Source organism: Rathayibacter sp. AY1F3 (assembly GCF_002931975.1).
GTDB lineage: Bacteria > Actinomycetota > Actinomycetes > Actinomycetales > Microbacteriaceae > Rathayibacter.
This window is the reverse complement of record NZ_PSVF01000005.1, coordinates 123580-145145: the sequence shown is the minus strand read 5'-3', so window position 1 is coordinate 145145 and position 21566 is coordinate 123580. Positions and strand designations below refer to the sequence as shown.

Below are 21566 nucleotides of genomic sequence, written 5' to 3'. Positions count from 1 at the left end.
GGGGGGGGGAGGAGAGCGAGTGACGGGAATCGAACCCGCGCCATCTGCTTGGGAAGCAGAAGTTCTACCATTGAACTACACTCGCGCGGCGCCGCTCGGGCGCACCAGGACATCGTAGCAAGGCCCGGAGCCGGCCCATGCCCCCGGGTCGCGCCACGCCCTAGGATCGCAGCGTGCTCCTCTCCGACCGCGACATCTCGCTCGAACTCGCCTCCGGCCGCGTGGGGCTCGCCCCGCACGATCCGTCGATGCTGCAGCCGTCGTCCGTCGATGTGCGCCTCGACCGCTTCTTCCGGCTGTTCGACAACCACCGCTACCCCTACATCGATCCGGCCGAGGACCAGCCCGAGCTGACCCGCCTGGTCGAGACGCCCCAGGGCGAGCCGTTCATCCTCCATCCGGGAGAGTTCGTGCTCGGCTCGACCTACGAGGAGGTGTCCCTGCCGGACGACATCGCGGCGCGCCTCGAGGGCAAGAGCTCGCTCGGACGGCTCGGGCTGCTGACCCACTCGACCGCCGGGTTCATCGATCCGGGCTTCACCGGCCACGTCACCCTCGAGCTCAGCAACGTCGCGACGCTCCCCATCACGCTCTGGCCGGGGATGAAGATCGGCCAGATGTGCTTCTTCCGCCTCAGCTCGCCCGCCGAGAAGCCCTACGGCTCGGCGGAGTACAGCTCGCGGTACCAGGGCCAGCGCGGTCCGACCGCGTCGCGGTCGGCGCTCGGCTTCCACCGCACGGACGTCTACACCGACTGACGCCTGCGCAGGGATCAGGGCACGGGGGTCAGCCCAGCAGGCGGGGGAGCTGCAGCACGAGCCAGGGGGAGAACGCCCAGGGGGTCGAGCGGACGGCGGCGAGCGTCGCCTCGGCATCGACCCACTCGTAGTCCATGACCTCGTCGAGGCGCGGATCGAGGGCGTCGCGGCTCGACAGTGTCGCCGTGTAGACGGGGCAGATCTCGTTCTCGACGACGCCGGACGCGTCGACCGCGCGGTAGCGGAAGTCCGGCAGGGCGACCTCCAGCGTGGCCAGCCGGGCGCCGAGCTCGCGCTCGGCCCGGCGGACGACGGCTTCCTCGATCCGCTCGCCCGGGGCGGGGTGCCCGCAGAAGGAGTTGGTCCAGACGCCCGGCCAGGTGCGCTTCTCCAGCGCGCGGCGGGTCACCAGAAGCGCGCCGTCCGGGGAGAAGACGTGGCAGGAGAACGCGAGGTGCAGGGGAGTGGCCGTGTCGTGCACGGTCGCCTTGTCGGCGACCCCCACGGCGTTCCCGGCCTCGTCGAGGAGGACCACCTGCTCGATCCGGTCCGTCTGCACAGTGGCGGCTGGCGAAGTCATACCCGCAAGTCAAGCACGCCGCAACACATCAGCCGGCTTATCGTCCTGGTTCTCCCCTTTGTTAGCCTTCCCCCGTGGATACGCGCGACCCCGTGGTTCTGTCCCGGTTGAGGCAGGAGCACGTCGATGCCGTCCTGGACAGGTTCTTCTCGTTGGCGAGGTCCCGGGCGGTGCGTCTCGGACCCCGCTACCTGACCCTCTGGCAGACGCTGGAGGCCAACACCCGCGGCGGCAAGCGCTTCCGTCCGCTGATGGTGATCTCGGCGTACGAGGCCCACGGCGGCCAGGATCCGGAGGCCGCCGCCCATCTCGGCGCGGCGTTCGAGCTGCTGCACACCGCGCTGATCGTGCACGACGACGTGATCGACCGCGACTTCGTGCGCCGCGGCGGCCCGAACGTCTCGGGCAGCTACCGCGACGAGGCGACGACCGCGGGCCTCTCCATCCCGATCGCCGAGCACCGCGGCACCTCGGTGGCCGTGATCGCCGGGGACCTCGCCCTCACCGGCGCCCACCGCCTCGTCGAGGGCGTCGGCGCCTCCGACGGCGTGCGGGCCCGCCTGCTCACCCTGCTCGACGAGGCCGTCTTCGCCTCCGCCGCGGGCGAGCTGGCCGACGTGGACTTCTCCCTCATGCCGGGCATGCCCTCGGTCGACGAGGTGCTCGAGATGGAGCGCCTCAAGACGGCCGTCTACTCCTTCGAGGCGCCGCTGCAGGCCGGAGCGATCCTCGCCGGGGCTTCGGACGCCGCGGTGGACGCGCTCGGCGAGTTCGGCCGCTGGATCGGCATCGCCTATCAGATAGTCGACGACCTGCTCGGGGTCTTCGGCTCGGAGGGGCAGACCGGCAAGACCACGCTGGGCGACCTCCGCGAGGGCAAGCGCACCGTCCTCATCGCCCACGCGGCAGGCACGGACTGCTGGCCCGACATCGAGGCGCTGATCGGCGACGAGCACCTCGCGCCCGAGACCGCGGAGAAGGTGCGCGGCATCCTCGAGGAGTGCGGCGCCCGCAGCTACGCCGAGGGGCTCGCGAACCAGTTCGCCGATCGCGCCTGGGCGGCTCTGGAGACGCCCGCGGTGTCGGAGGCGTTCCGCAACGAGGTCCGCCCGCTGGTGGCCAGCGTGGTCGGGCGCACCCGATGAGCGCTGTCCGCCACGCGCGGATGCGCGCGACGATGCGCTCCGCCCGGCCGAGCCCCCGTACGGTGGCACGATGAGCCGCCAGAGCGAACTGTACGACCGCGTCGCGCACGAGTCGTCCGCGCAGGTGATCCGCCGCTACTCCACCTCCTTCGGGCTGGCCACGCGCCTGCTCGCTCCGGGCGTCCGCGAGCGGGTGGAGGACGTCTACGCCCTCGTGCGCGTCGCCGACGAGATCGTCGACGGCGTCGCCGCGGAGGCCCGTCTCGACCGGGCCGCGGTGGAGGAGTCCCTCGACGCCTTCGAGGCCGAGACCGAGCGCGCGCTCGCCTCCGGCTACAGCTCCAACCTCGTGATCCACGCCTTCGCGCGGACCGCGCGGGCGACCGGATTCGGCACCGAGCTCACCCGGCCGTTCTTCGCGTCGATGCGCGCCGACCTCCGCGAGACCGAGCACACCCCCGAGTCCTTCGAGGCCTACGTCTACGGCTCCGCCGAGGTCGTCGGGCTGATGTGCCTGCACGTGTTCCTCGCGGCGCCGGACGCGGGGCTCGTCTCCGAGGCCGCCCGCGAGCGGCTCGTGGCCGGAGCGCGCCGCCTGGGCGCCGCGTTCCAGAAGGTCAACTTCCTCCGCGATCTCGCCGCCGACGTCGACGGCCTCGGCCGCAGCTACTTCCCCGGAGTCGACCCGCGGGCGTTCTCCGAGCGCGACAAGGCCTCGCTGCTCGCCGACCTCGACGACGACCTCGCCGAGGCCGCCGCCATCGTGCCCGAGCTCCCGCGCTCCAGCCGGCGCGCGGTCCTGCTGGCCCACTCCCTCTTCACCGCCCTGGCCGACCGGATCCGCGCGACGCCCGCCGAGGAGCTCCTCCGCGCCCGCGTCAGCGTGCCCACGGCCGCCAAGGCGGCGCTCGCGGCGAAGGCGGCCGTGTCGACGCTGGGCCCGCGCCTGGGCCCCGGCCCCGTCCGCGCGACCCGCTCGAGGACCGGCCCGCACCGCGCCGTCGTCATCGGCGGCGGGATCGGCGGGCTCGCCTCCGCCGCGCTGCTCGCGCGCGACGGCTACGACGTGACCCTCCTGGAGGCGCGCGAGGCCGTCGGCGGCCGCGCCGGCTCGTGGGAGCACGAGGGCTTCCGCTTCGACACCGGTCCCTCCTGGTACCTGATGCCCGAGGTGTTCGACCACTTCTTCCGCCTGATGGGCACCAGCGCCGAGGAGCGCCTCGACCTCGTCACGCTCGACCCCGGCTACCGGGTCTACAGCGAGGGCGTCGACGAGCCGATCGACGTGCTCGCCGACCTCGAGTCGAACCTCGCGCTCTTCGAGAGCATCGAGCCCGGAGCGGGCGAGCGGATGCGCGCGTACCTCGACTCCGCGCGCGACACCTACGAGATGGCCAAGCGCCGCTTCCTCTACACGAGCTTCTCCTCCTTCCTCCCGCTGCTGCGCCGCGACGTGCTCAGCCGGACCGGGAGGCTCGGCCGCCTGCTGCTCACGCCGCTCGACACGTTCGCGGCGACGGCGGTCACCGACAACCGGCTGCGCCAGATCCTCGGCTACCCGGCCGTCTTCCTCGGCTCCTCGCCGTTCGCCGCGCCGAGCATGTACCACCTGATGAGCCACCTCGACCTCGCCGACGGCGTGCTCTACCCGATGGGCGGATTCACGAAGCTGATCGAGGCGGTCGCCGACGTCGCCGAGGAGGCCGGCGTCACCGTCCGCACGTCCTCGCCCGCGACGCGGATCCTCACCGCCCGCTCGCCCCGCGGCCGACGCCGCGGCGCCGAGGTCGTCGGAGTCGAGTTCACGGGCCCCGACGGCACGGAGCGGATCCCCGCCGACCTGGTCGTCAACGCCTCCGACCTCTTCACCACCGAGCAGTCGCTCCTCCCCGAGGAGCTGCGGACCTACCCGCCCGCCTACTGGGAGAAGCGCGAGCCCGGCCCGAGCGCCGTCCTCGTCCTCCTGGGCGTGCGCGGGGAGCTGCCCGAGCTCGAGCACCACACCCTGCTCTTCACGAAGGACTGGCGCGACAACTTCGACAAGATCTTCGGCGAGCACCCGACCGTCCCCGATCCCGCGTCGATCTACGTCTGCCGCCCGAGCGCGACCGACGCGAGCACGGCTCCGGAGGGGCACGAGAACCTGTTCGTGCTCGTGCCGATCCCGGCCGACACCTCGATCGGCCACGGCGGAGTCGACGGCGCGGGCGACGCGCGCGTCGAGGCCATCGCCGACCAGGCCATCGCGCAGATCGCATCCTGGACCGGCGCGACCGACCTGGCCGAGCGGATCGTCGTCCGCCGCACCATCGGCCCGGCCGACTTCGAGAGCGACCTCGGCGCCTGGCGCGGCTCGATGCTCGGACCGGCCCACGTCCTCTCGCAGAGCGCCTTCTTCCGCGCCGGGAACGTCAGCAGGCACGTCGACGGACTGCTCTTCGCCGGCAGCTCCACGATCCCCGGCATCGGCCTGCCGATGTGCATCATCAGCGCCGAGGTCATGCTCAAGCGCGTGCGCGGCGACGTGTCGACCGAGCCGCTGCCCGTGCGGGAGGCGCCGTCCGCTCCGGTCGCGCCCGTCGCCGTGGGGGAGTAGGCGTGGGGATCCTCTACCTGCTCGCGCTCCTCGTCTCGATCACCGGGATGATCGTGCTCGACCGCCGCTTCCGGCTGTTCTTCTGGGCGGACGCGCGACGCGCGGCGATCGTGCTGCCCATGGGAGTCGTGTTCTTCCTGGTCTGGGACCTCGTGGGGATCGGCCTGGGCGTCTTCTTCCGCGGCGAGACCTCCTACATGACCGGCCTGCAGATCGCGCCGGAGCTCCCGGTCGAGGAGGTCCTCTTCCTCACCCTGCTCTGCTACCTGACGATGGACGTGCACGGCTTCCTCTCGCAGCGGGTCGCCCGGCGGGCGGAGGCGCGCGCGTGACCTACCTCCTCCTCAACGCCGTGTTCCTCGCGGTGGTGCTGGTGCTGCTGCTGCTCGCGCTGCGCCGACGCGTCCTGCGCCTGCCCGCCGTCCTCGGCACCCTCGCCGTGCTGCTGGTGATGACCGCCGTGTTCGACAACATCATGATCGGAGTGGGCCTGCTGGTCGCCTACGACGACGACCTGATCTCGGGCATCCGGATCGGTGTCGCTCCGATCGAGGACTTCGCCTACGCGATCGCCGCGGCCCTCGCCCTCCCGGCGCTCTGGGTGCTCCTGCCCTCGCGTCGTCGGAGCGAGCCGTGAACCGGCTGCGCGCGCTGTTCGTCTCGAGCCGCCCGCTGAGCTGGGTCAACACCGCCTACCCGTTCGCGGCGGCGTACCTGCTGACCACCCGCGAGATCGACCTCGCCTTCGTGCTCGGCACGATCTACTTCCTCATCCCCTACAACCTCGCGATGTACGGGATCAACGACGTCTTCGACTACGAGTCCGACCTGCGGAACCCCCGCAAGGGCGGCGTCGAGGGCGCCGTGCTCGACCGGAGCGAGCACCGAGCGACGCTCATCGCGGCGGTGGCCACGAACGTGCCGTTCCTGGTGGCGCTCGTGCTGCTCGGGTCCCCGGTCTCGTGGCTGGTCCTCGCGATCAGCGTCTTCGCCGTGATCGCCTACAGTGCGCCGGGGCTCCGCTTCAAGGAGCGCCCGTTCGTCGACTCGCTGACCTCGGCGACCCACTTCGTCAGCCCGGCCGTCTACGGGATCGCCCTCGCGGGCACCGTGGTCACCGGACCTCTGGTGGCGCTCCTCGTGGCGTTCTTCCTCTGGGGGATCGCGAGCCACGCCTTCGGCGCGGTGCAGGACATCCTGGCCGACCGCGCGGGCGGCATCGGCTCGATCGCGACCGTGATCGGAGCGAAGGCGACCACGCGCTTCGCCATCGCCGCCTACGTCGCGAGCGGCCTGCTCCTGCTCCTGCTGCCCTGGCCGGGGACCCTCGCGGCGATCCTCGCGGTGCCGTACGCGGTGAGCATCTGGCCGTACCGGTCGCTCGAGGACGCCGAGGCGGAGCGGGCGAACGCGGGCTGGAAGCGCTTCCTCGCGCTGAACTTCCTGACCGGCTTCCTCGTCACGCTCCTGCTGATCGTGTTCTGGATCGCCACGGTCTGATCCTCGGCCATGGCGCGCGGGGAGGGGCCTCGCCCGCGTCTCCCGCGGGCCGGGCCTCGTCAGTCCCGGCGGGCGGGCGGAGCGAGCCGCGGCTCCGGCACGACGGGGGCGGTGGCCGGCGGGCGGCGCACCGGCAGGAGCAGCACCAGCCCCACGGCGAGGACGAGGACGAGCCCGAGGATGCCCCAGTACTGCACGTTCGCCTCGCCGCTGCCCGAGAGGGCCGCGGCGATCGAGACGGCGGCTGCGAAGGCGGCGGGCGCGAGGAACGAGGCCGCCCGCCCGGTGGTCGCGTAGAGGCCGAAGATCTCGCCCTCGCGTCCCTCCGGGATGAGGCGGGCCAGGTAGCTGCGGCTCGCCGACTGCGCCGGGCCGACGAACAGGCACAGCAGCAGGCCGAAGATCCAGAACACCGTGCTCCCCCCGTCGTGCAGGACGAAGACGGCGGTGCCGCAGACGACCAGGCCGATGAGCGAGGCGACGATCACGGCCTTGGGGCCGATGCGGTCGTCGAGCGCGCCGACCGAGATGGTCGCCACTCCGGCCACGACGTTCGCGGCGATGGCGAACAGGATCACCTCGCCGGCGTCGAAGCCGAAGGTGCCCTGCGCCAGCACGCCGCCGAAGGTGAAGACCCCGGTGAGCCCGTCGCGGAACACCGCGCTGGCGATGAGGAAGGCCACGGTGCTGCGGCTCTCGCGCCAGAGGGCGGCGACCTGCGCGAAGAGCGCGCGGTAGGAGGCGATCACGCCGACGCGCTCCGCCCGGCTCGCCTGTGCCGGCGTCTCCGGCACAGCGACCAGCACCGGCAGGGCGAAGACGGCGAACCACACGCCGGCGACCAGGATCGAGACGCGCACGTCGAGGCCGTCGTCACCCGTCACTCCGAAGAGCCCGACCTCGGGCGAGATGAAGCCGAAGTACACGATCAGCAGCAGGACGATCCCGCCCACGTAGCCCATGCCCCAGCCGAAGCCGGAGACGCGGCCGATGGTCGCCCGGGTCGAGACCTGGAGGAGCATCGCGTTGTAGTTGACGCTCGCGAACTCGAAGAAGACCGTGCCGACCGCGAGCAGTCCGAGTCCCAGCCAGAGGAGGGCCGGGTCGGGGCGCACGAGGAACATCAGCAGGATGCAGAGGACGACGACGGAGGAGTGGATCCCCAGCCAGAGCCGGCGACGCCCGCCGAGGTCGGCCCGTCGGCCGGTGATCGGCGCGATCACGGCGACGACCACGCCGGCGCCGGCGAGGGACCAGCCGAGCGCGGCCGAGACTCCGCTCGAAGTGCCGAAGAGCCCGTCGGTGGTCAAGTAGACGGTGAAGACGAAGGTGGTCACCACCGCGTTGAAGGCCGATCCGCCCCAGTCCCACAGGCCCCAGGCGAGGACGGGCCAGCGGCCGGTGCGCGTCGTCATGGGCCCACCGTAGGGGGAGGAGGTGAACGGCCGGAAGCTGCGGGACCCGCGAGTCTGAGAGTTGAGCCGATGCGACTCAACTTCTCGCCTCCGGACTTGACGCGAGACGACGGATGCGTAAACTTGAGCGTGCGGGGCTCAACTCCCGCAGAGGATTCCGCACCACCCGTCAACTGACCGGCAGCCGCCCGCGCGACGCCGATCGCGAAGGAGAACAACGCATATGTCCCGTGCCGTAGGCATCGACCTGGGAACCACCAACTCTGTCGTGGCCGTCCTCGAGGGAGGCGAGCCCACCGTCATCGCCAACGCCGAGGGCTTCCGCACCACGCCGTCCGTCGTGGCGTTCACCAAGGACGGGGAGGTGCTCGTCGGCGAGACCGCGAAGCGCCAGGCCGTCACCAACGTCGACCGCACCATCGCGTCGGTCAAGCGCCACATGGGCACCGACTGGACCTTCGGCGTCGAGGACAAGAAGTACACCCCGCAGGAGATCTCGGCCCGCATCCTGGGCAAGCTCAAGCGCGACGCGGAGCAGTACCTGGGCGACAAGGTGACCGACGCGGTCATCACCGTCCCGGCCTACTTCAACGACGCCGAGCGCCAGGCGACCAAGGACGCCGGCGAGATCGCCGGACTCAACGTCCTGCGCATCATCAACGAGCCCACCGCGGCCGCGCTGGCCTACGGCCTCGACAAGGGCAAGGAGGACGAGCTCATCCTCGTCTTCGACCTCGGCGGCGGAACGTTCGACGTCTCCCTCCTCGAGGTGGGCAAGGACGACGACTTCTCGACCATCCAGGTCCGCGCGACCTCGGGCGACAACCGCCTCGGCGGCGACGACTGGGACCAGCGCGTCGTCGACCACCTGGTCAAGCGCTTCAAGGACTCGACCGGCGTCGACGTCTCGAAGGACAAGATCGCTCGCCAGCGCCTCAAGGAGGCCGCGGAGCAGGCGAAGAAGGAGCTCTCCTCGAGCACCTCGACCAGCATCCAGCTGCCCTACCTCTCGCTCACCGAGAACGGCCCGGCGAACCTCGACGAGACGCTCACCCGCGCCAAGTTCGAGGAGCTCACCAGCGACCTGATCGAGCGCACCCGCAAGCCCTTCACCGACGTCATCGCCGAGGCGGGCGTCAAGGTCGAGGACATCGCTCACGTGGTCCTCGTCGGCGGCTCGACCCGCATGCCGGCGGTGGCCGAGCTCGTCAAGAAGCTCACCGGCGGCAAGGAGCCCAACAAGGGCGTCAACCCGGACGAGGTCGTCGCCGTCGGCGCCGCGCTGCAGGCCGGCGTCCTCAAGGGCGAGCGCAAGGACGTCCTCCTGATCGACGTGACCCCGCTCTCGCTGGGCATCGAGACCAAGGGCGGGATCATGACGAAGCTCATCGAGCGCAACACCGCGATCCCGACCAAGAGGTCCGAGACCTTCACCACGGCCGACGACAACCAGCCGTCCGTCGCGATCCAGGTCTTCCAGGGCGAGCGCGAGTTCACCCGCGACAACAAGAACCTGGGCACGTTCGAGCTGACCGGCATCGCGCCGGCCCCGCGCGGCATCCCGCAGGTCGAGGTCACCTTCGACATCGACGCCAACGGCATCGTCCACGTGTCCGCGAAGGACAAGGGCACCGGCAAGGAGCAGTCGATGACGATCACGGGCGGCTCGTCGCTGCCCAAGGACGACATCGACCGCATGGTCCGCGAGGCCGAGGAGCACGCCGCCGAGGACAAGGCCCGCCGCGAGGCCGCCGAGATCCGCAACAACGCCGAGACCCTGGCGTACTCGATCGACAAGCTGATCAAGGACAACGAGGACAAGCTGCCCGAGGACGTCAAGTCCGAGGTGCAGGGAGACGTCGACGCGCTGAAGACCGCGCTCGCCGGCGACGACGACGCGGCCGTCAAGACCGCGTTCGACGCCCTCAACGCCTCGCAGACCAAGATCGGCCAGGCGATCTACTCCCAGGACCAGGCCGCGCAGAGCGCCCCCGCGGACGCTCCGGCCGACGGTGACAAGAAGGACGACGAGGACATCGTCGACGCCGAGGTCATCGACGAGGACGAGCCGAAGGACACGAAGTAGCCATGGCAGCCGAGAACGAGCCCCAGGACCTCCCCGAGGAGCAGCCGGCCACCGGCGGCGAGGCGGGAGCCGAGGCGGCGCAGGACGCCCAGGACCAGGAGGGCCTCATCGAGGCCGAGGGGCCCGACGTCGAGACCAGCCTCTCGGACGCCGACCTCTCGTTCCTCTCGGGACAGTCCAGCGCCGAGACGCTCGCAGCCGAGCACCTCGCCGACCTCCAGCGGGTGACCGCGGAGTACGCGAACTACCGCAAGCGCACCGAGGCGAACCGCCAGGTCGACAAGGAGCGGGCGATCGGCGACGCGGTGAAGGTCATCCTCCCCGTGCTCGACGACCTCGACCGCGCCGAGAAGCACGGCGACCTCGCCGAGGGCGGGCCCTTCACGGCCATCGCGCAGAAGCTGCGCGGCGGAGTGGAGAAGCTCGGCCTGGTGAAGACCGGCGCCGTGGGCGACCTGTTCGACCCGAACATCCACGAGGCGATCTTCCAGCAGCCCACCCCCGGCGCCGAGACCTCCACGGTCGCGGACGTCGTCGAGGCGGGCTACTACCTCGGAGGCTCGCTGCTGCGGGCCGCCAAGGTGGTCGTGGCAGTCCCCGCCGACTGACCCCGCCACCGGCACCACCACCGCGGAGGACCCCGCCCCGCTCGGCAGCACGCTGCCGGACCGGGGCGGGGTCCCTCGCCGCATTCGACACAGGAAGAGGCACATGGCCAGCCAGGATTGGTTCGATAAGGACTTCTACAAGGTCCTCGGCGTGTCCAAGGACGTCTCCGCCGCGGACCTGAAGAAGACCTACCGCAAGCTCGCCCGCCAGTTCCACCCCGACTCCAACCCGGGGGACGCGAAGGCCGAGGCGCGCTTCAAGGAGATCAGCGAGGCGTACACCGTGCTCTCGGACGCCGAGCAGCGCAAGGAGTACGACCAGATCCGCGCCATGGGCGGCGGAGCGCGCTTCACCGCGGGCGGCCAGCCCGGAGGGTTCGACGACGTCTTCGGCGGCATGTTCGGCCAGGGCGGGCGCACCTCCTACAGCACCCAGCAGGGCCCGCCGCCCGGCTTCGAGGACATCCTCGGCGGCATGTTCGGCGGCGGAGGCAGCCGCTTCGGCCAGCCCAGCGGCGGCTACCGCGGCTTCGGCGGCCCGCAGAAGGGCGCCGACGTCACCGCCAGCACCACCATCGACTTCCGCACCGCGACCCGGGGCGACACCGTCCAGCTGCAGACCGGCGACGGGCGCACCCTCTCGGTGCGCATCCCCGCCGGCGTGGCCGACGACCAGAAGATCCGCGTCCGCGGCAAGGGCCGCCCCAGCCCGGACGGCGGCGATCCCGGCGACCTGGTGCTCACCGTCTCGGTGCGCAAGCATCCGGTGTTCGAGCGCGACGGGCTGAACCTGCGCGTGACGGTCCCCGTGACCTTCGTCGAGGCCGTCTTCGGCGCGACGATCGAGGTGCCGACCCTCGGCGGCGAGCCCGTCAAGCTCCGGGTCGCCGCAGGCACCCCGAGCGGCCGCGTCCTGCGCGTCAAGGGCCGCGGCGTCACGACCCCCAAGGGCACGGGCGACCTGCTCGCCGTCCTGCAGGTCGCCGTCCCGAGCCACCTGTCCGCCGCCGCCCGTGAGGCCCTCGAGGCCTACGCCGCCGCCGAGCCGGACGAGGACCCGCGCGAGGACATCCTGGAGAAGGCCCGCTACTAGCACCGGATCGGCGCGACCGGTCGGAGGAGGAGACATGGACGAGAACACGCCCGTCTTCGCGATCGCCGTCGCCGCCGATCTGGCGGGGATGCACCCGCAGACCCTGCGGCAGTACGACCGGCTCGGGCTCGTGAGCCCGACCCGCACCGCGGGCAAGTCGCGCCGCTACTCGATGCGCGACGTGGTGCAGCTGCGCGAGGTCGCGCGGCTCTCCTCCGAGGGCGTCTCTCTCGAGGGCATCGCGCGCATCCTGCAGCTCGAGAACCAGGTGCAGTCGCTCTCGCAGCGGGTGCGCGAGCTGGAGTCGGCCCTCGCCGACGAGCTCCTGAACCGGCCGGGCCGCCGCGTGTTCGCCGCCGGACTCGAGGGGGACGTGGTCACTCTGCGCCACGGCACGCGCGCGCAGCGCCGGACCGAGCTGGTCGTCTGGCGCCCCGCGCCACGATCAGAGGCCGACGACGACGCCACGCCGTGAACGAGGGGTAGCCTGACCGGGCGCCGCCCCGTCACCGCGGCGCCCGTCGCTCCGCTCGGGGCGGAGAGCAGGAGGACCGCCGTGGACCACGACAGCAGCACCCCGCGCGACGAGCGCGACGCCCGCCGGGAGCAGGCCGCCCAGGAGCAGGCCCCCCAGGAGCAGGCGTCGGACGCCTCGCGACAGGAGCAGGCCCCGGACGCCACGCGCGCGTCCCGCAGGACGCCCGTCGTCCCCGACAACGGGTTCTCCCGCGAGTCGTACGCGATCCACGCCACCCGCAGCGACCTCCCCCTCTTCTCGGATGCGCTGAACGCCGGCCGCGACGACTCCGGCTGGCTGTCGTCGCTCTCGAGCACCCTCGCCGGTCCCACCGGGCCGGTCGGCTCCCCGGACTCGGCCGCCGAGACGGCGCAGGCCGCGCTCGACCGCCGCACTCGCCGTCGGAGCGACGAGTCCGACTCCTGAGCCGCGGCTCCGGCTAGTCGCGCAGGCGGGTCGCGGCCATCCGGGCGTCGACCAGGCGGCCGCCGCTGAGGCGGGCGAGGATCACGGAGCCGAACGGCAGCGCGCGCACGAGGGGCAGGCCCTCGACCCGCTCCTCGTCCGTGTAGCCGAGGAGGACGTACATCCCGACCACGGCGATCGCGGCGATCGTCGCGACCCGCGCCGGGATCTGGTCCATCGTGCCGCCTCCGCCGTCGACCGGCTCGGCGAGCGTGACGCACATGAGGAAGATCGACGCGTAGACCGCCAGATGCACGTGGGAGCGGCTCCACGGGCGCGCGAGCGCGGCGATCGGCAGGATCCAGAGGGCGTACCAGGGGTGGATGGCGGTCGACGCCGTCACGAACGCGAGCAGCGCGCCGGACAGGCGGGCGAGCGGATCGATGGAGCGCCGCGACAGCATGAGGCGCGCGGCGATCAGGCCGGCGAGCCCGAGCGCGAGGATCTTGACCACGGCGATCGCCGCGGCGGGGTCGTGACCGGTGAACTCGACGGCGCGGGAGACCGAGACCGTGACGAACGACATCGGCGCGTACCAGTGCAGGATCGAGCCGGGCACGACCATCGCCGCGACCCAGCCGACCCCGACGCCCGCGAGCAGCCCGACGGCGACCACGAGGCCGAGCGCTCCGGCGCCCGACCAGAGCCAGCCGCGGGTGCGCTCGCGCCACGTCGCGTCGTGGCGCAGCCACAGGAGCGCGAGCACGGGGAGCGCGATCACGGCGATCGGCTTGATCGCGATCGCTCCGGCCATCAGCACGACGGCGGCGATGCGCCGGTCGGTCTGGGCGTAGTAGAGCGACGCGAGGATGAGCGCCAGCATCACGGAGTCGTTGTGGCCGGCGACGACGAAGAGCACGAGGGTCAGCGGGTTGGCGACGATCGTCCAGGCGGTGAGCGGGACCGAGAGGCCGCGCAGGCGCGCCAGGCGGAGCGCGTAGACGGCCATGACGGCCACGCCCGCGACCGACACGGCGCGGAGCATCGCGATCGAGAGCTCCGGTGCGCCGTAGCCCGCGAACTGCACGGCGGTGCGCTCGATCAGGAGGTAGAGGGGCCCGTAGGGCGTGGGCGTGTCGGCCCAGAGCGGGTCGACGCCGAGGTCGAACCAGCCCGGGAGCGTCGCGACGCCGTGGGTGTAGGGGTCGATGCCCTGGGTCATCAGGCGACCCTGCGCCACGTAGGAGAACATGTCGTGGCTGAACAGCGGCACCGTCACGAGGAGCGGAGCGGTCCAGGCGAGGGCCGCCACCACGATGGTGCGGACGGAGCCGGGACCCGCCGCGAGCGCGACCGTGCGCAGGCGGAGCCACGCGATCAGCAGCAGCATCCCGCCGCCCACGACGAGGGCGCCGCTGGACTCGGTGAGCCAGCCCGTGGCGCGGATCGAGGCGACGAGAGGCCAGTCGCGGATGGGCGAGCCGGCGGGCAGGTAGCCCACGCCGAGCGAGCCGAGGAGGATCGCGATCGAGCCCAGCAGGCCCGTCGCCAGCGGTGCGGCCTCCATGAAGCGGAGCCGCGGCCGGCGCTGCCGTCCCGTTGCCCGGGCCGTGTCCGGCCGCTCGATCGTCCCCCGTGAAGCCATCGGAGCCACGCTAAAGGATGGGACTCCGAAGTGCATGGACGGCCGGTGAACGGTTGATCAGTCGGCGCTCAGGTTGTACAAGCACCCGCCCGCGCACCGATCAGGGCAGGCGCGGCACCGGGGCCGGCTCCGCGAAGCGCAGCTGGTTGCCGAACGGATCGATCACGTCGAGCGCGAAGCCGAACGGCGTGCGGGTGATCCGCGGGTTGAGGTAGGGGTACGCCTTCGCGTCGAGCTCGGCGTGCAGCTCGCGGACACCGCGGAGGGCGACGTGCACCGCGGCGCCGGGACTGCCGTCGCGGTGGTGCTCGCTGAGGTGCAGGCGGAGCCCAGAGCGCGACACCTGCAGGTAGAGGGGGGCGTCGAGCGCGGCGCGGTGCTCCCAGTCCACCTCGAAGCCGAGGTAGTCGACGTAGAACTCGCCCGCCTTGGCGACCGAGAAGATCCGCAGGATCGGCACGGCCGCCTCCAGTCGCACCGGCTCGAGCCGGTCCGGCTCCTCCGCGCTCGACCGGTCCCGTGCACGCCGTCTCGTCTCCACGCCACGAGGCTAGCCGCCCCGCGGTCGGCCCGGCGCCGGAGGGTCAGTCGACGAGATCGAGACCGCGCAGCAGCCGGAGGGTCTCGACCCCGGCGGGCGGGCAGCGGCCCGCATCGGAGCCGTCGACCCAGTGCAGCGAGTCGACCTCGCCGCTCGGGCGCGCCTCCCGGTCGAGCTCGGCGGCGAAGACGCTCATGTGGACCTCCCGCCCCTCCGGCTCGCCGTGCGCCTGGGTGCGGACGGTGAACAGGGGCTCGAGACCGAGCGCGACGGCGCCGAGCTCCTCGCGGGCCTCGCGGGCCGCCGCCTCGATCCCGCTCTCGCCCTCGTCGACCTTGCCGCCGGGGAGGTAGAGGACGTCGCGGCCCCGCGCCGTGACCATCAGGACGCGCCGGTCGCGGAGGACGGCGACGGCGGACACGACGATCGGCGGGAGGGTGCTCATCCGCTCATCATGCCCGCCGCGGACGGACCGTCGCGGCGCCCCCGCGGCTACCATGGGGGCACACCAGAAGGACGCGCGCAGCCGGCGCGCGCCGGGGCCCCGTGCGCCCGAACAGCTGAGGAGCAACCCGTGGCAGAACCCACCACCCTCGACAAAGTCATCACCCTCGCGCAGCACAGGGGATTCGTCTTCCCCTCGGGTGAGATCTACGGGGGCACCCGCTCCGCGTGGGACTACGGGCCGCTCGGCGTGGAGTTCAAGGAGAACATCAAGCGCCAGTGGTGGAAGACCTTCGTGCAGGGCCGGGGCGACGTCGTCGGCCTGGACTCCGCGGTCATCCTGCCCACGGCGATCTGGCACGCCTCGGGACACGTCGGCGTCTTCTCGGACCCGCTGACCGAGTCGCTGATCACCCACAAGCGCTACCGCGCCGACCACCTCTTCGAGAAGTACGAGGAGGTCAACGGCCACCCGCCCGTGAACGGCCTCGCCGACATCCCGGACCCGGAGCACCCCGACAAGGTCGGCCAGTGGACCGAGATCAAGCAGTTCTCGGGCCTGATGAAGACCTACCTCGGCGTCGTCGACGACGAGTCGGGTCTGCACTACCTGCGTCCCGAGACCGCCCAGGGCATCTTCACCAACTTCGCGAACGTGCTGCAGAGCGCCCGTCGCAAGCCGCCCTTCGGCATCGGCCAGATCGGCAAGGCGTTCCGCAACGAGATCACCCCCGGCAACTTCATCTTCCGCACCCGCGAGTTCGAGCAGATGGAGCTCGAGTTCTTCGTCGAGCCCGGCACGGACGAGGAGTGGCAGGAGACCTGGATGCAGCTCGCCTGGGACTGGTTCGTCGGGCTCGGGATGAACCCCGAGAACATCCGGCAGTACGAGCACCCGAAGGACAAGCTCTCCCACTACTCCAAGCGCACCGTCGACATCGAGTACCGCTTCAGCTTCGCCTCGGGCGAGTGGGGCGAGCTGATGGGAGTCGCGAACCGCACCGACTACGACCTCAAGACGCACATCGAGCACTCGGGCAAGGACCTCTCGTTCTTCGACCAGAACAAGAACGAGCGCTACGTGCCGTTCGTGATCGAGCCGTCGTTCGGCCTCACCCGCGCGCTCATGGCGTTCCTCGTCGACGCCTACGAGGAGCAGGAGCTGCCGCCGAACGCCAAGGGCAAGGTCGAGACGCGGACCGTGCTGCACCTCGACCCGCGCCTGGCGCCGGTGAAGGTGGCCGTGCTGCCGCTCTCGCGCAACGAGGCCCTCTCGCCGCTCGCGCGCCGCGTCGCCGACCAGCTGCGCCAGCTCTGGAACGTCGACTTCGACGACTCCGGAGCGATCGGCCGCCGCTACCGCCGCCAGGACGAGATCGGCACCCCGTACTGCGTGACCGTCGACTTCGACTCGCTCGAGGACGACGCCGTGACCGTCCGCGACCGCGACACGATGAAGCAGGAGCGCATCCCGCTCGAGCAGCTCGAGTCGTACCTCTTCACCGGGCTCCGCGGGGCCTGACGCTCCTCCCGGGACGCCGCCGACCGGACGGGCCGGCGGCGTCCCGGAGGGCGCGGACCAGCCGGCCCTGCGGTCAGCGCTCGCGGGCGAGCAGGGCGAAGACGAGGGTCGAGGTCCACTCGCCCTTGCAGAACTCGTCCTCCCGGTGATGCGCCTCGAGGCGCATCCCGAGGCGCTCGCAGAGGCGGGCGGAGGCGGTGTTCCGAGCGTCGAGCTGCGCGATCACGCGGTGGGCGCCGAGGGTGTCGAACGCGAGGTCGAGCAGCGCCCGGGCGGCCTCGGTCGCGTAGCCGCGCCCCTGCGACTCCGGGTGCAGCACCCAGCCGATCTCGACCGCCTCCTGCTCGACGGACGTCGCGATGAGCGTGAGGTCGCCGATCATCCGCCCGGCGAGGACGCCCTCCCGGGGGACGATCGCCAGCACGGCCACGTCGCCGTCGGCGGCGAGCCGTGTCGAGGGGAGGCGGCGCTGCAGGTGCGCCCGCGACTCCTCGGGGGTGCGCACCGGCCAGCGGAGGAACCGGACGGCGTCGGCGTCGCCCTGGTAGCGCGCGTGGTCCTCGGCGTCCTCCGGTCCGAGGGGACGCAGGAGCAGGCGCTCGGTGAGCAGCGGCGCGGAGCGCAGCGGCTCCGCATCGAAGGGGAGCCGGAGGCTCACGCGGTGGCGGCGTCCGCGTCGGGGTGCGCGGCGGCGGGCTCGGCCGGGACCACGATGCCGAAGAGCGCCTCGAGCCCGGTGAGGTACGCCTCCTGCGCTCCGGCGCGCGCGTAGTCGCGGGCGCGGACGCTCGGGGTGTGCAGCAGCACGCCGGCGAGGTGGCGGAGCGCCTGCTCGGTGCGGCCGTCCTCGTCGCCGCGCGAGCGGGCCCGCTCGATCTCGGCGTCGAGCGCGTCGAACACGTGGGCGCGCAGGGCGACGACGGCCGGAGTGAGGCTCTTCTCGTCGGCGACGTCCGAGAACTTCCGGGCCGCCTTGTCGACGAGCGCGCGCGCCTGCTGCGACGCGTCGAGCACGTCGAGAGGCGCGTGCAGGCTGATCGTCTCGAGGTCGAGGAGCTCGACGCCGGCGACCGAGGTGACGTCGGAGGCGACGTTGCGCGGCAGGCCCAGGTCGATCACGAGCTGGCGCTCGCGGGAGAAGCCCTGGAGGCGCCCGGCGGCGAGCAGAGCGGCGTCGAGCACAGGCTCCTGGGTCGTCGTGCAGGTGATGACGATGTCGGCCGAGACCGCCTCGAGCGCGAGATCGGCGGCGGCGATGGGCCGGAGCGAGCGGCGGGCGGCGAAGCCCTCGGCGCGGCCGGAGGGGGAGTGCACGGCGATGTCCACCACTCCGCGGTCGCGCAGGGCCGCGACGGTCGCCCGCGCGTAGCTGCCGGTGCCGACGAGGAGGACGCGGGCGGCCCGCCAGTCGGTGACGCGGCTCGCGGCCAGGTCGAGCGCGAGGCGCACGATCGAGCGGCCGGCGCTGCCGAGGCCGGTGCGGTTCTTGATGCCGCGCGAGGTCTGCGAGGCGCGCTGGAACAGCCGCTCGAGCTCGGAGGAGGTGGTGCCGAGGCGGCGCGCCTCCTCGAGGGAGCGGCGGACCTGGCCCGCGATCTCGCCCTCGCCGACCACGACGGACTCGAGCCCGCTGGAGACGGCGAAGAGGTGCTCGGCCACCCGGTCGCCCGAGACGACGTCGACGCTCCCGCGCAGCTCGTCCTGCTCGACGCCGGTCGCGGCGCTGACGGCGGCGGTGGCGGCCTCGACGGCGACGGCCTGCGCGGCGGTCAGCGGCTCCTCGATGTCGAGGTAGGCCTCGAAGCGGTTGCAGGTCGCGACGACGACGGCTCCGGAGACGAAGTCGATCCCCTCGGAGAGGGCCGCGGTCACGGCGGAGGAGTCGACGGAGAGCTTCTCGAGGAGATCGAAGCTGGCGTTCTTGTGCGACGCCGTCAGACACAGAAGCACCACGTCAGTCTACGCGCGCTCTGCGGGGCGGGGTCCCCGGACTGGGGAGGAATGCACGGATGCGCCTGGAATAATGCCGCGGTGACCTCCCCCACCGACGGCCTGCTCGATCCGCTGCACCCCCTCTCCGCCGGCCGCACGGCCGACTCGCTGCTCCTGCGCGCCTACCGCTCCGAGCGGGGCGAGAGGACGCCCGTCTGGTTCATGCGCCAGGCCGGCCGCAGCCTCCCGGAGTACCGGGCCCTGCGCACCGACACGAAGATGCTCGACGCCTGCCTCGACCCGGCGCTGGCGAGCGAGATCACTCTGCAGCCGGTGCGGCGCCACGGAGTGGACGCGGCCATCTTCTTCAGCGACATCGTGATCCCGCTGCGGCTCGCGGGCGTCGGCGTCGACATCGTCCCCGGGCGCGGTCCGGTGCTCGAGAAGCCGGTGCGCACGGCCGCCGACGTCGCCGAGCTCGCCTCGATCGACCCGTCCGTGCTCGACGAGACGCTCGAGCCCATCCGCGAGGGCGTGCGCCGCACCGTCGCGGGCCTCGGCGACACACCGCTCATCGGCTTCGCCGGCGCTCCCTTCACCCTGGCCGCCTACCTGGTGGAGGGCGGCCCGTCCAAGGACCACCTGCGCGCGCGGACGATGATGCACGCCGACCCCGCCGCCTGGGCTCAGCTGATGGAGTGGACCGCCGAGGTCACCGGCCGCTTCCTCCGGGCGCAGGTGCTCGCCGGGGCCAGCGCCGCGCAGCTCTTCGACTCCTGGGCCGGGGCGCTCTCGCTCTCGGACTACACGACCCACGTCGCTCCCGCCTCCGCGCGCGCCCTCGTCCACGTGCGCGACCTCGCGTTCGACCACGGGGAGACGCGCCGCAACGTCCCGATCGTGCACTTCGGCGTCGGCACCGGCGAGCTGCTCGGAGCGATGCACGGCATCGGCGCCGACGTGGTGGGCGTCGACTACCGGATCCCGCTCGACGAGGCCAACCACCGCCTCGGCGGCTTCGTGCCGGTGCAGGGCAACGTCGACCCGGCGCTGCTGACCGCGCCGTGGGAGGTCCTCGAGGCCCACGTCGACGACGTGCTCCGCCGGGGCCTGAGCGCCCCCGCGCACGTGCTCAACCTCGGCCACGGCGTACCGCCCGAGACCGACCCCGACGTGCTCACGCGCCTCGTCGCGTTCGTGCACGCCTGGCGGCCGTGAGCGAGGAGCGCCCCCGCGACGCCGCGTCGTACGACGTCGCGGTCGTCGGCGGCGGAGTGGCGGGGCTCGCCGCCGCCGCGGAGTGCCTGCGCATCGGCCTGCGCGTCGTGGTGCTCGAGGCGGGGGAGCGGGTCGGCGGCTCCGTCTCTCCGCTCGCCCTGGCCGGAGCCGCGCTCGACGCGGGCGCCGAGAGCTTCGCCACCCGCGGCGGCCACGTCGAGCGGGCGCTCGCCGCGCTGACCCTCGACGGCGTCCCGCTCGCCGAGTCGATCGTCGAGCCCCGGACGCACGGCTCGTGGCTGCACCTCTCGGGCGGCCGCTCCGTGCCGTCGCCCCGGGCAGGCATCCTCGGCATCCCCGGCACGCCGCTCGCCCCCGACGTCGTGCGGGCGATCGGCCGCCGCGGCGCGTGGCGCGCCTGGCTCGACACCCTGATGCCGGTGCTGCGCATCGGCCGCGCGCACTCCCTCGCCGAGCTGGTGCGCACCCGGATGGGCGAGCGCGTGCTCGAGGACCTGGTCGCGCCGGTCGTCTCCGGCGTCTACTCGAGCCGGCCGGACGACATCGACGTCGACCTGGCCGCACCCGGACTGAACGGCGCGCTCACCCGCGCGGGCTCCCTCGCCCGGGCAGTGGCCGCCCTCCGCGCGAACCTCCCGGCCGGAGTCGCGGTCCGCGGGCTCGAGGGCGGGATGCACCGCCTGGTCGCCGCGCTGGTCCAGCGGATCGACTACCTCTCCGGCGAGATCCGCACCGGCGCCTCCGTGCAGCGGCTCGAGGGCTCCGACGGGGACTTCGTCCTGACCCTCGCCGACGGCACTCTGAGCGCCCGAGCGGTGATCGTCTCGACGCCGGAGCGCGACGCCCGGGCGCTGCTGGCCGGCCTCGCCCCCGCCGTCGCGGAGCGCGCCGACGAGGCGCCCCACGACTCCGTCGAGCTGGTGACCCTCGTCCTCGACGACGCCCGCCTGGACGCAGCCCCCCGCGGCTCCGGTGTGCTCGTGGCGCCCACCGCCACCGACGTCACGGCCAAGGCGATCACGCACGCGACCGCGAAGTGGGACTGGCTGGCCGCCTCCCTCCCTCCCGGGCGCCACGTGCTGCGCCTCTCCTACGGGCGCCCGGGCGAGCGCCCGCCGCTCGAGGGGCGCACCGATGCCGAGGCGGCGGCGATCGCCCTGCTCGACGCCTCGACGCTGCTCGGACTCGCCCTCGATCCGGCCTCGCTCGTCGACTCCGCCCGGGTGCGCTGGGCCAACGTCCGGCCCGCCGCGGCGCTCGGCCGCCGCGCGCACCTGGAGGCGTTCCGCGAGGCGCTCCTCCCGATCGAGGGAGTCGCCGTGACCGGCACCTGGATCGCGGGCACGGGCCTCGCCTCGGTGCTCCCGCACGCCGCCGAGACGGCCGCCCTTATCCGGCGCCGACTGGTGCGTCAAGGAGTCGGGCTGCCGAGCGACGCCCACGACGCCGACGGCTACTCTTAGGCCCAGGCATCCGCGCGAGCGCGCGGCGTGCCCCGGCACGAGTGGTCACCGACCGCGTGGACGATCGCGAGAGCGAC

General features: G+C 72.6%; 20 protein-coding genes, 1 tRNA gene and 1 pseudogene. 14 read left to right on the top strand and 8 right to left on the bottom strand.

The window, feature by feature from the left end; translation table 11 throughout:
* Window positions 1-14 precede the first annotated feature (14 nt).
* Window positions 15-85 (bottom strand) — tRNA-Gly (locus tag C5C39_RS05410).
* Window positions 86-173: 88 nt separating this feature from the next.
* Between C5C39_RS05410 and dcd the strand changes: the two genes are divergently transcribed.
* Entirely contained in the window at window positions 174-758 is a 585-nt protein-coding gene (dcd, locus tag C5C39_RS05405) for a dCTP deaminase (protein ID WP_104246931.1), read from the top strand.
* Between the two features lie 28 nt (window positions 759-786).
* Here dcd and idi read toward each other — a convergent pair whose 3' ends face one another.
* The gene (gene idi / locus C5C39_RS05400) at window positions 787-1338 is read right to left on the bottom strand and encodes an isopentenyl-diphosphate Delta-isomerase (RefSeq protein WP_104352840.1); all 552 of its coding nucleotides are present in this window, start codon (window positions 1336-1338) and stop codon (window positions 787-789) included.
* 170 nt (window positions 1339-1508) lie between these two features.
* Between idi and C5C39_RS05395 the strand changes: the two genes are divergently transcribed.
* The 5 genes from C5C39_RS05395 to C5C39_RS05375 all read left to right on the top strand — a co-directional run bounded on the left by C5C39_RS05395 (window position 1509) and on the right by C5C39_RS05375 (window position 6579).
* A complete protein-coding gene (locus tag C5C39_RS05395) occupies window positions 1509-2483 on the top strand; it encodes a polyprenyl synthetase family protein (RefSeq protein WP_244229492.1) in 975 nt (324 codons plus the stop codon).
* A 70-nt stretch (window positions 2484-2553) separates the two neighbouring features.
* Complete coding sequence (gene crtI, locus C5C39_RS05390) at window positions 2554-5079, top strand: phytoene desaturase family protein (RefSeq protein ID WP_104352839.1); 2526 nt, start codon at window positions 2554-2556, stop codon at window positions 5077-5079.
* 2 nt (window positions 5080-5081) lie between these two features.
* A complete protein-coding gene (locus tag C5C39_RS05385) occupies window positions 5082-5411 on the top strand; it encodes a lycopene cyclase domain-containing protein (RefSeq protein ID WP_104352838.1) in 330 nt (109 codons plus the stop codon).
* On the top strand, window positions 5408-5716 hold the full coding sequence (locus C5C39_RS05380) for a lycopene cyclase domain-containing protein (protein WP_104222893.1): 309 nt from the start codon (window positions 5408-5410) through the stop codon (window positions 5714-5716). Before C5C39_RS05385 ends, C5C39_RS05380 begins: the two co-directional genes overlap by 4 nt.
* The gene (locus C5C39_RS05375; RefSeq protein ID WP_104222892.1) at window positions 5713-6579 is read left to right on the top strand and encodes a prenyltransferase; all 867 of its coding nucleotides are present in this window, start codon (window positions 5713-5715) and stop codon (window positions 6577-6579) included. The genes C5C39_RS05380 and C5C39_RS05375 overlap by 4 nt, the downstream gene beginning before the upstream one ends.
* A gap of 59 nt (window positions 6580-6638) precedes the next feature.
* On the opposite strand, the pseudogene C5C39_RS05370 reads toward C5C39_RS05375, so the two are convergent.
* Window positions 6639-8084, bottom strand: a pseudogene (locus C5C39_RS05370) (MFS transporter); the annotation flags it as partial.
* Window positions 8085-8217: 133 nt separating this feature from the next.
* Here C5C39_RS05370 and dnaK point away from each other — a divergent pair.
* The 5 genes from dnaK (at window position 8218) to C5C39_RS05345 (ending at window position 12724) form a co-directional block, all read left to right on the top strand.
* Window positions 8218-10080: a molecular chaperone DnaK gene (gene dnaK, locus C5C39_RS05365; RefSeq protein ID WP_104222890.1), complete on the top strand. Its 1863-nt coding sequence runs from the start codon at window positions 8218-8220 to the stop codon at window positions 10078-10080.
* A 2-nt stretch (window positions 10081-10082) separates the two neighbouring features.
* Window positions 10083-10688 (top strand): nucleotide exchange factor GrpE, encoded by a 606-nt coding sequence (locus tag C5C39_RS05360; protein ID WP_104222889.1) that lies wholly within the window; start codon window positions 10083-10085, stop codon window positions 10686-10688.
* Between the two features lie 103 nt (window positions 10689-10791).
* Window positions 10792-11781 carry a DnaJ C-terminal domain-containing protein gene (locus C5C39_RS05355; protein WP_104222888.1) on the top strand — a complete coding sequence of 330 codons (990 nt, stop codon included), beginning with the start codon at window positions 10792-10794 and terminating at the stop codon, window positions 11779-11781.
* 34 nt (window positions 11782-11815) lie between these two features.
* Window positions 11816-12256, top strand: coding sequence for a heat shock protein transcriptional repressor HspR (locus tag C5C39_RS05350; RefSeq protein WP_104295254.1), 441 nt, complete (start codon window positions 11816-11818; stop codon window positions 12254-12256).
* A gap of 81 nt (window positions 12257-12337) precedes the next feature.
* The gene (locus tag C5C39_RS05345) at window positions 12338-12724 is read left to right on the top strand and encodes a hypothetical protein (RefSeq protein ID WP_104292209.1); all 387 of its coding nucleotides are present in this window, start codon (window positions 12338-12340) and stop codon (window positions 12722-12724) included.
* 13 nt (window positions 12725-12737) lie between these two features.
* On the opposite strand, the gene mptB is transcribed toward C5C39_RS05345, so the two are convergent.
* The 3 genes from mptB to C5C39_RS05330 all read right to left on the bottom strand — a co-directional run bounded on the left by mptB (window position 12738) and on the right by C5C39_RS05330 (window position 15334).
* Window positions 12738-14348: a polyprenol phosphomannose-dependent alpha 1,6 mannosyltransferase MptB gene (gene mptB, locus C5C39_RS05340; RefSeq protein ID WP_146083877.1), complete on the bottom strand. Its 1611-nt coding sequence runs from the start codon at window positions 14346-14348 to the stop codon at window positions 12738-12740.
* Between the two features lie 100 nt (window positions 14349-14448).
* The gene (locus tag C5C39_RS05335; protein WP_208543318.1) at window positions 14449-14889 is read right to left on the bottom strand and encodes a glyoxalase superfamily protein; all 441 of its coding nucleotides are present in this window, start codon (window positions 14887-14889) and stop codon (window positions 14449-14451) included.
* Between the two features lie 43 nt (window positions 14890-14932).
* Window positions 14933-15334: an NUDIX domain-containing protein gene (locus C5C39_RS05330; protein WP_104350429.1), complete on the bottom strand. Its 402-nt coding sequence runs from the start codon at window positions 15332-15334 to the stop codon at window positions 14933-14935.
* Window positions 15335-15463: 129 nt separating this feature from the next.
* Here C5C39_RS05330 and C5C39_RS05325 point away from each other — a divergent pair, with 129 nt between their 5' ends.
* Window positions 15464-16855 carry a glycine--tRNA ligase gene (locus tag C5C39_RS05325; protein WP_104226140.1) on the top strand — a complete coding sequence of 464 codons (1392 nt, stop codon included), beginning with the start codon at window positions 15464-15466 and terminating at the stop codon, window positions 16853-16855.
* Between the two features lie 73 nt (window positions 16856-16928).
* Here C5C39_RS05325 and C5C39_RS05320 read toward each other — a convergent pair whose 3' ends face one another.
* The gene (locus tag C5C39_RS05320; protein WP_258064111.1) at window positions 16929-17513 is read right to left on the bottom strand and encodes a GNAT family N-acetyltransferase; all 585 of its coding nucleotides are present in this window, start codon (window positions 17511-17513) and stop codon (window positions 16929-16931) included.
* The gene (locus C5C39_RS05315) at window positions 17510-18805 is read right to left on the bottom strand and encodes a glutamyl-tRNA reductase (protein WP_104352845.1); all 1296 of its coding nucleotides are present in this window, start codon (window positions 18803-18805) and stop codon (window positions 17510-17512) included. Before C5C39_RS05315 ends, C5C39_RS05320 begins: the two co-directional genes overlap by 4 nt.
* Before the next feature lie 51 nt (window positions 18806-18856).
* Between C5C39_RS05315 and hemE the strand changes: the two genes are divergently transcribed.
* Together hemE and C5C39_RS05305 are read left to right on the top strand one after the other, a co-directional pair.
* Complete coding sequence (gene hemE / locus C5C39_RS05310; protein ID WP_104255341.1) at window positions 18857-20005, top strand: uroporphyrinogen decarboxylase; 1149 nt, start codon at window positions 18857-18859, stop codon at window positions 20003-20005.
* Window positions 20002-21489: an NAD(P)/FAD-dependent oxidoreductase gene (locus C5C39_RS05305; protein WP_258061392.1), complete on the top strand. Its 1488-nt coding sequence runs from the start codon at window positions 20002-20004 to the stop codon at window positions 21487-21489. The genes hemE and C5C39_RS05305 overlap by 4 nt, the downstream gene beginning before the upstream one ends.
* The last annotated feature ends 77 nt before the right edge of the window (window positions 21490-21566 follow it).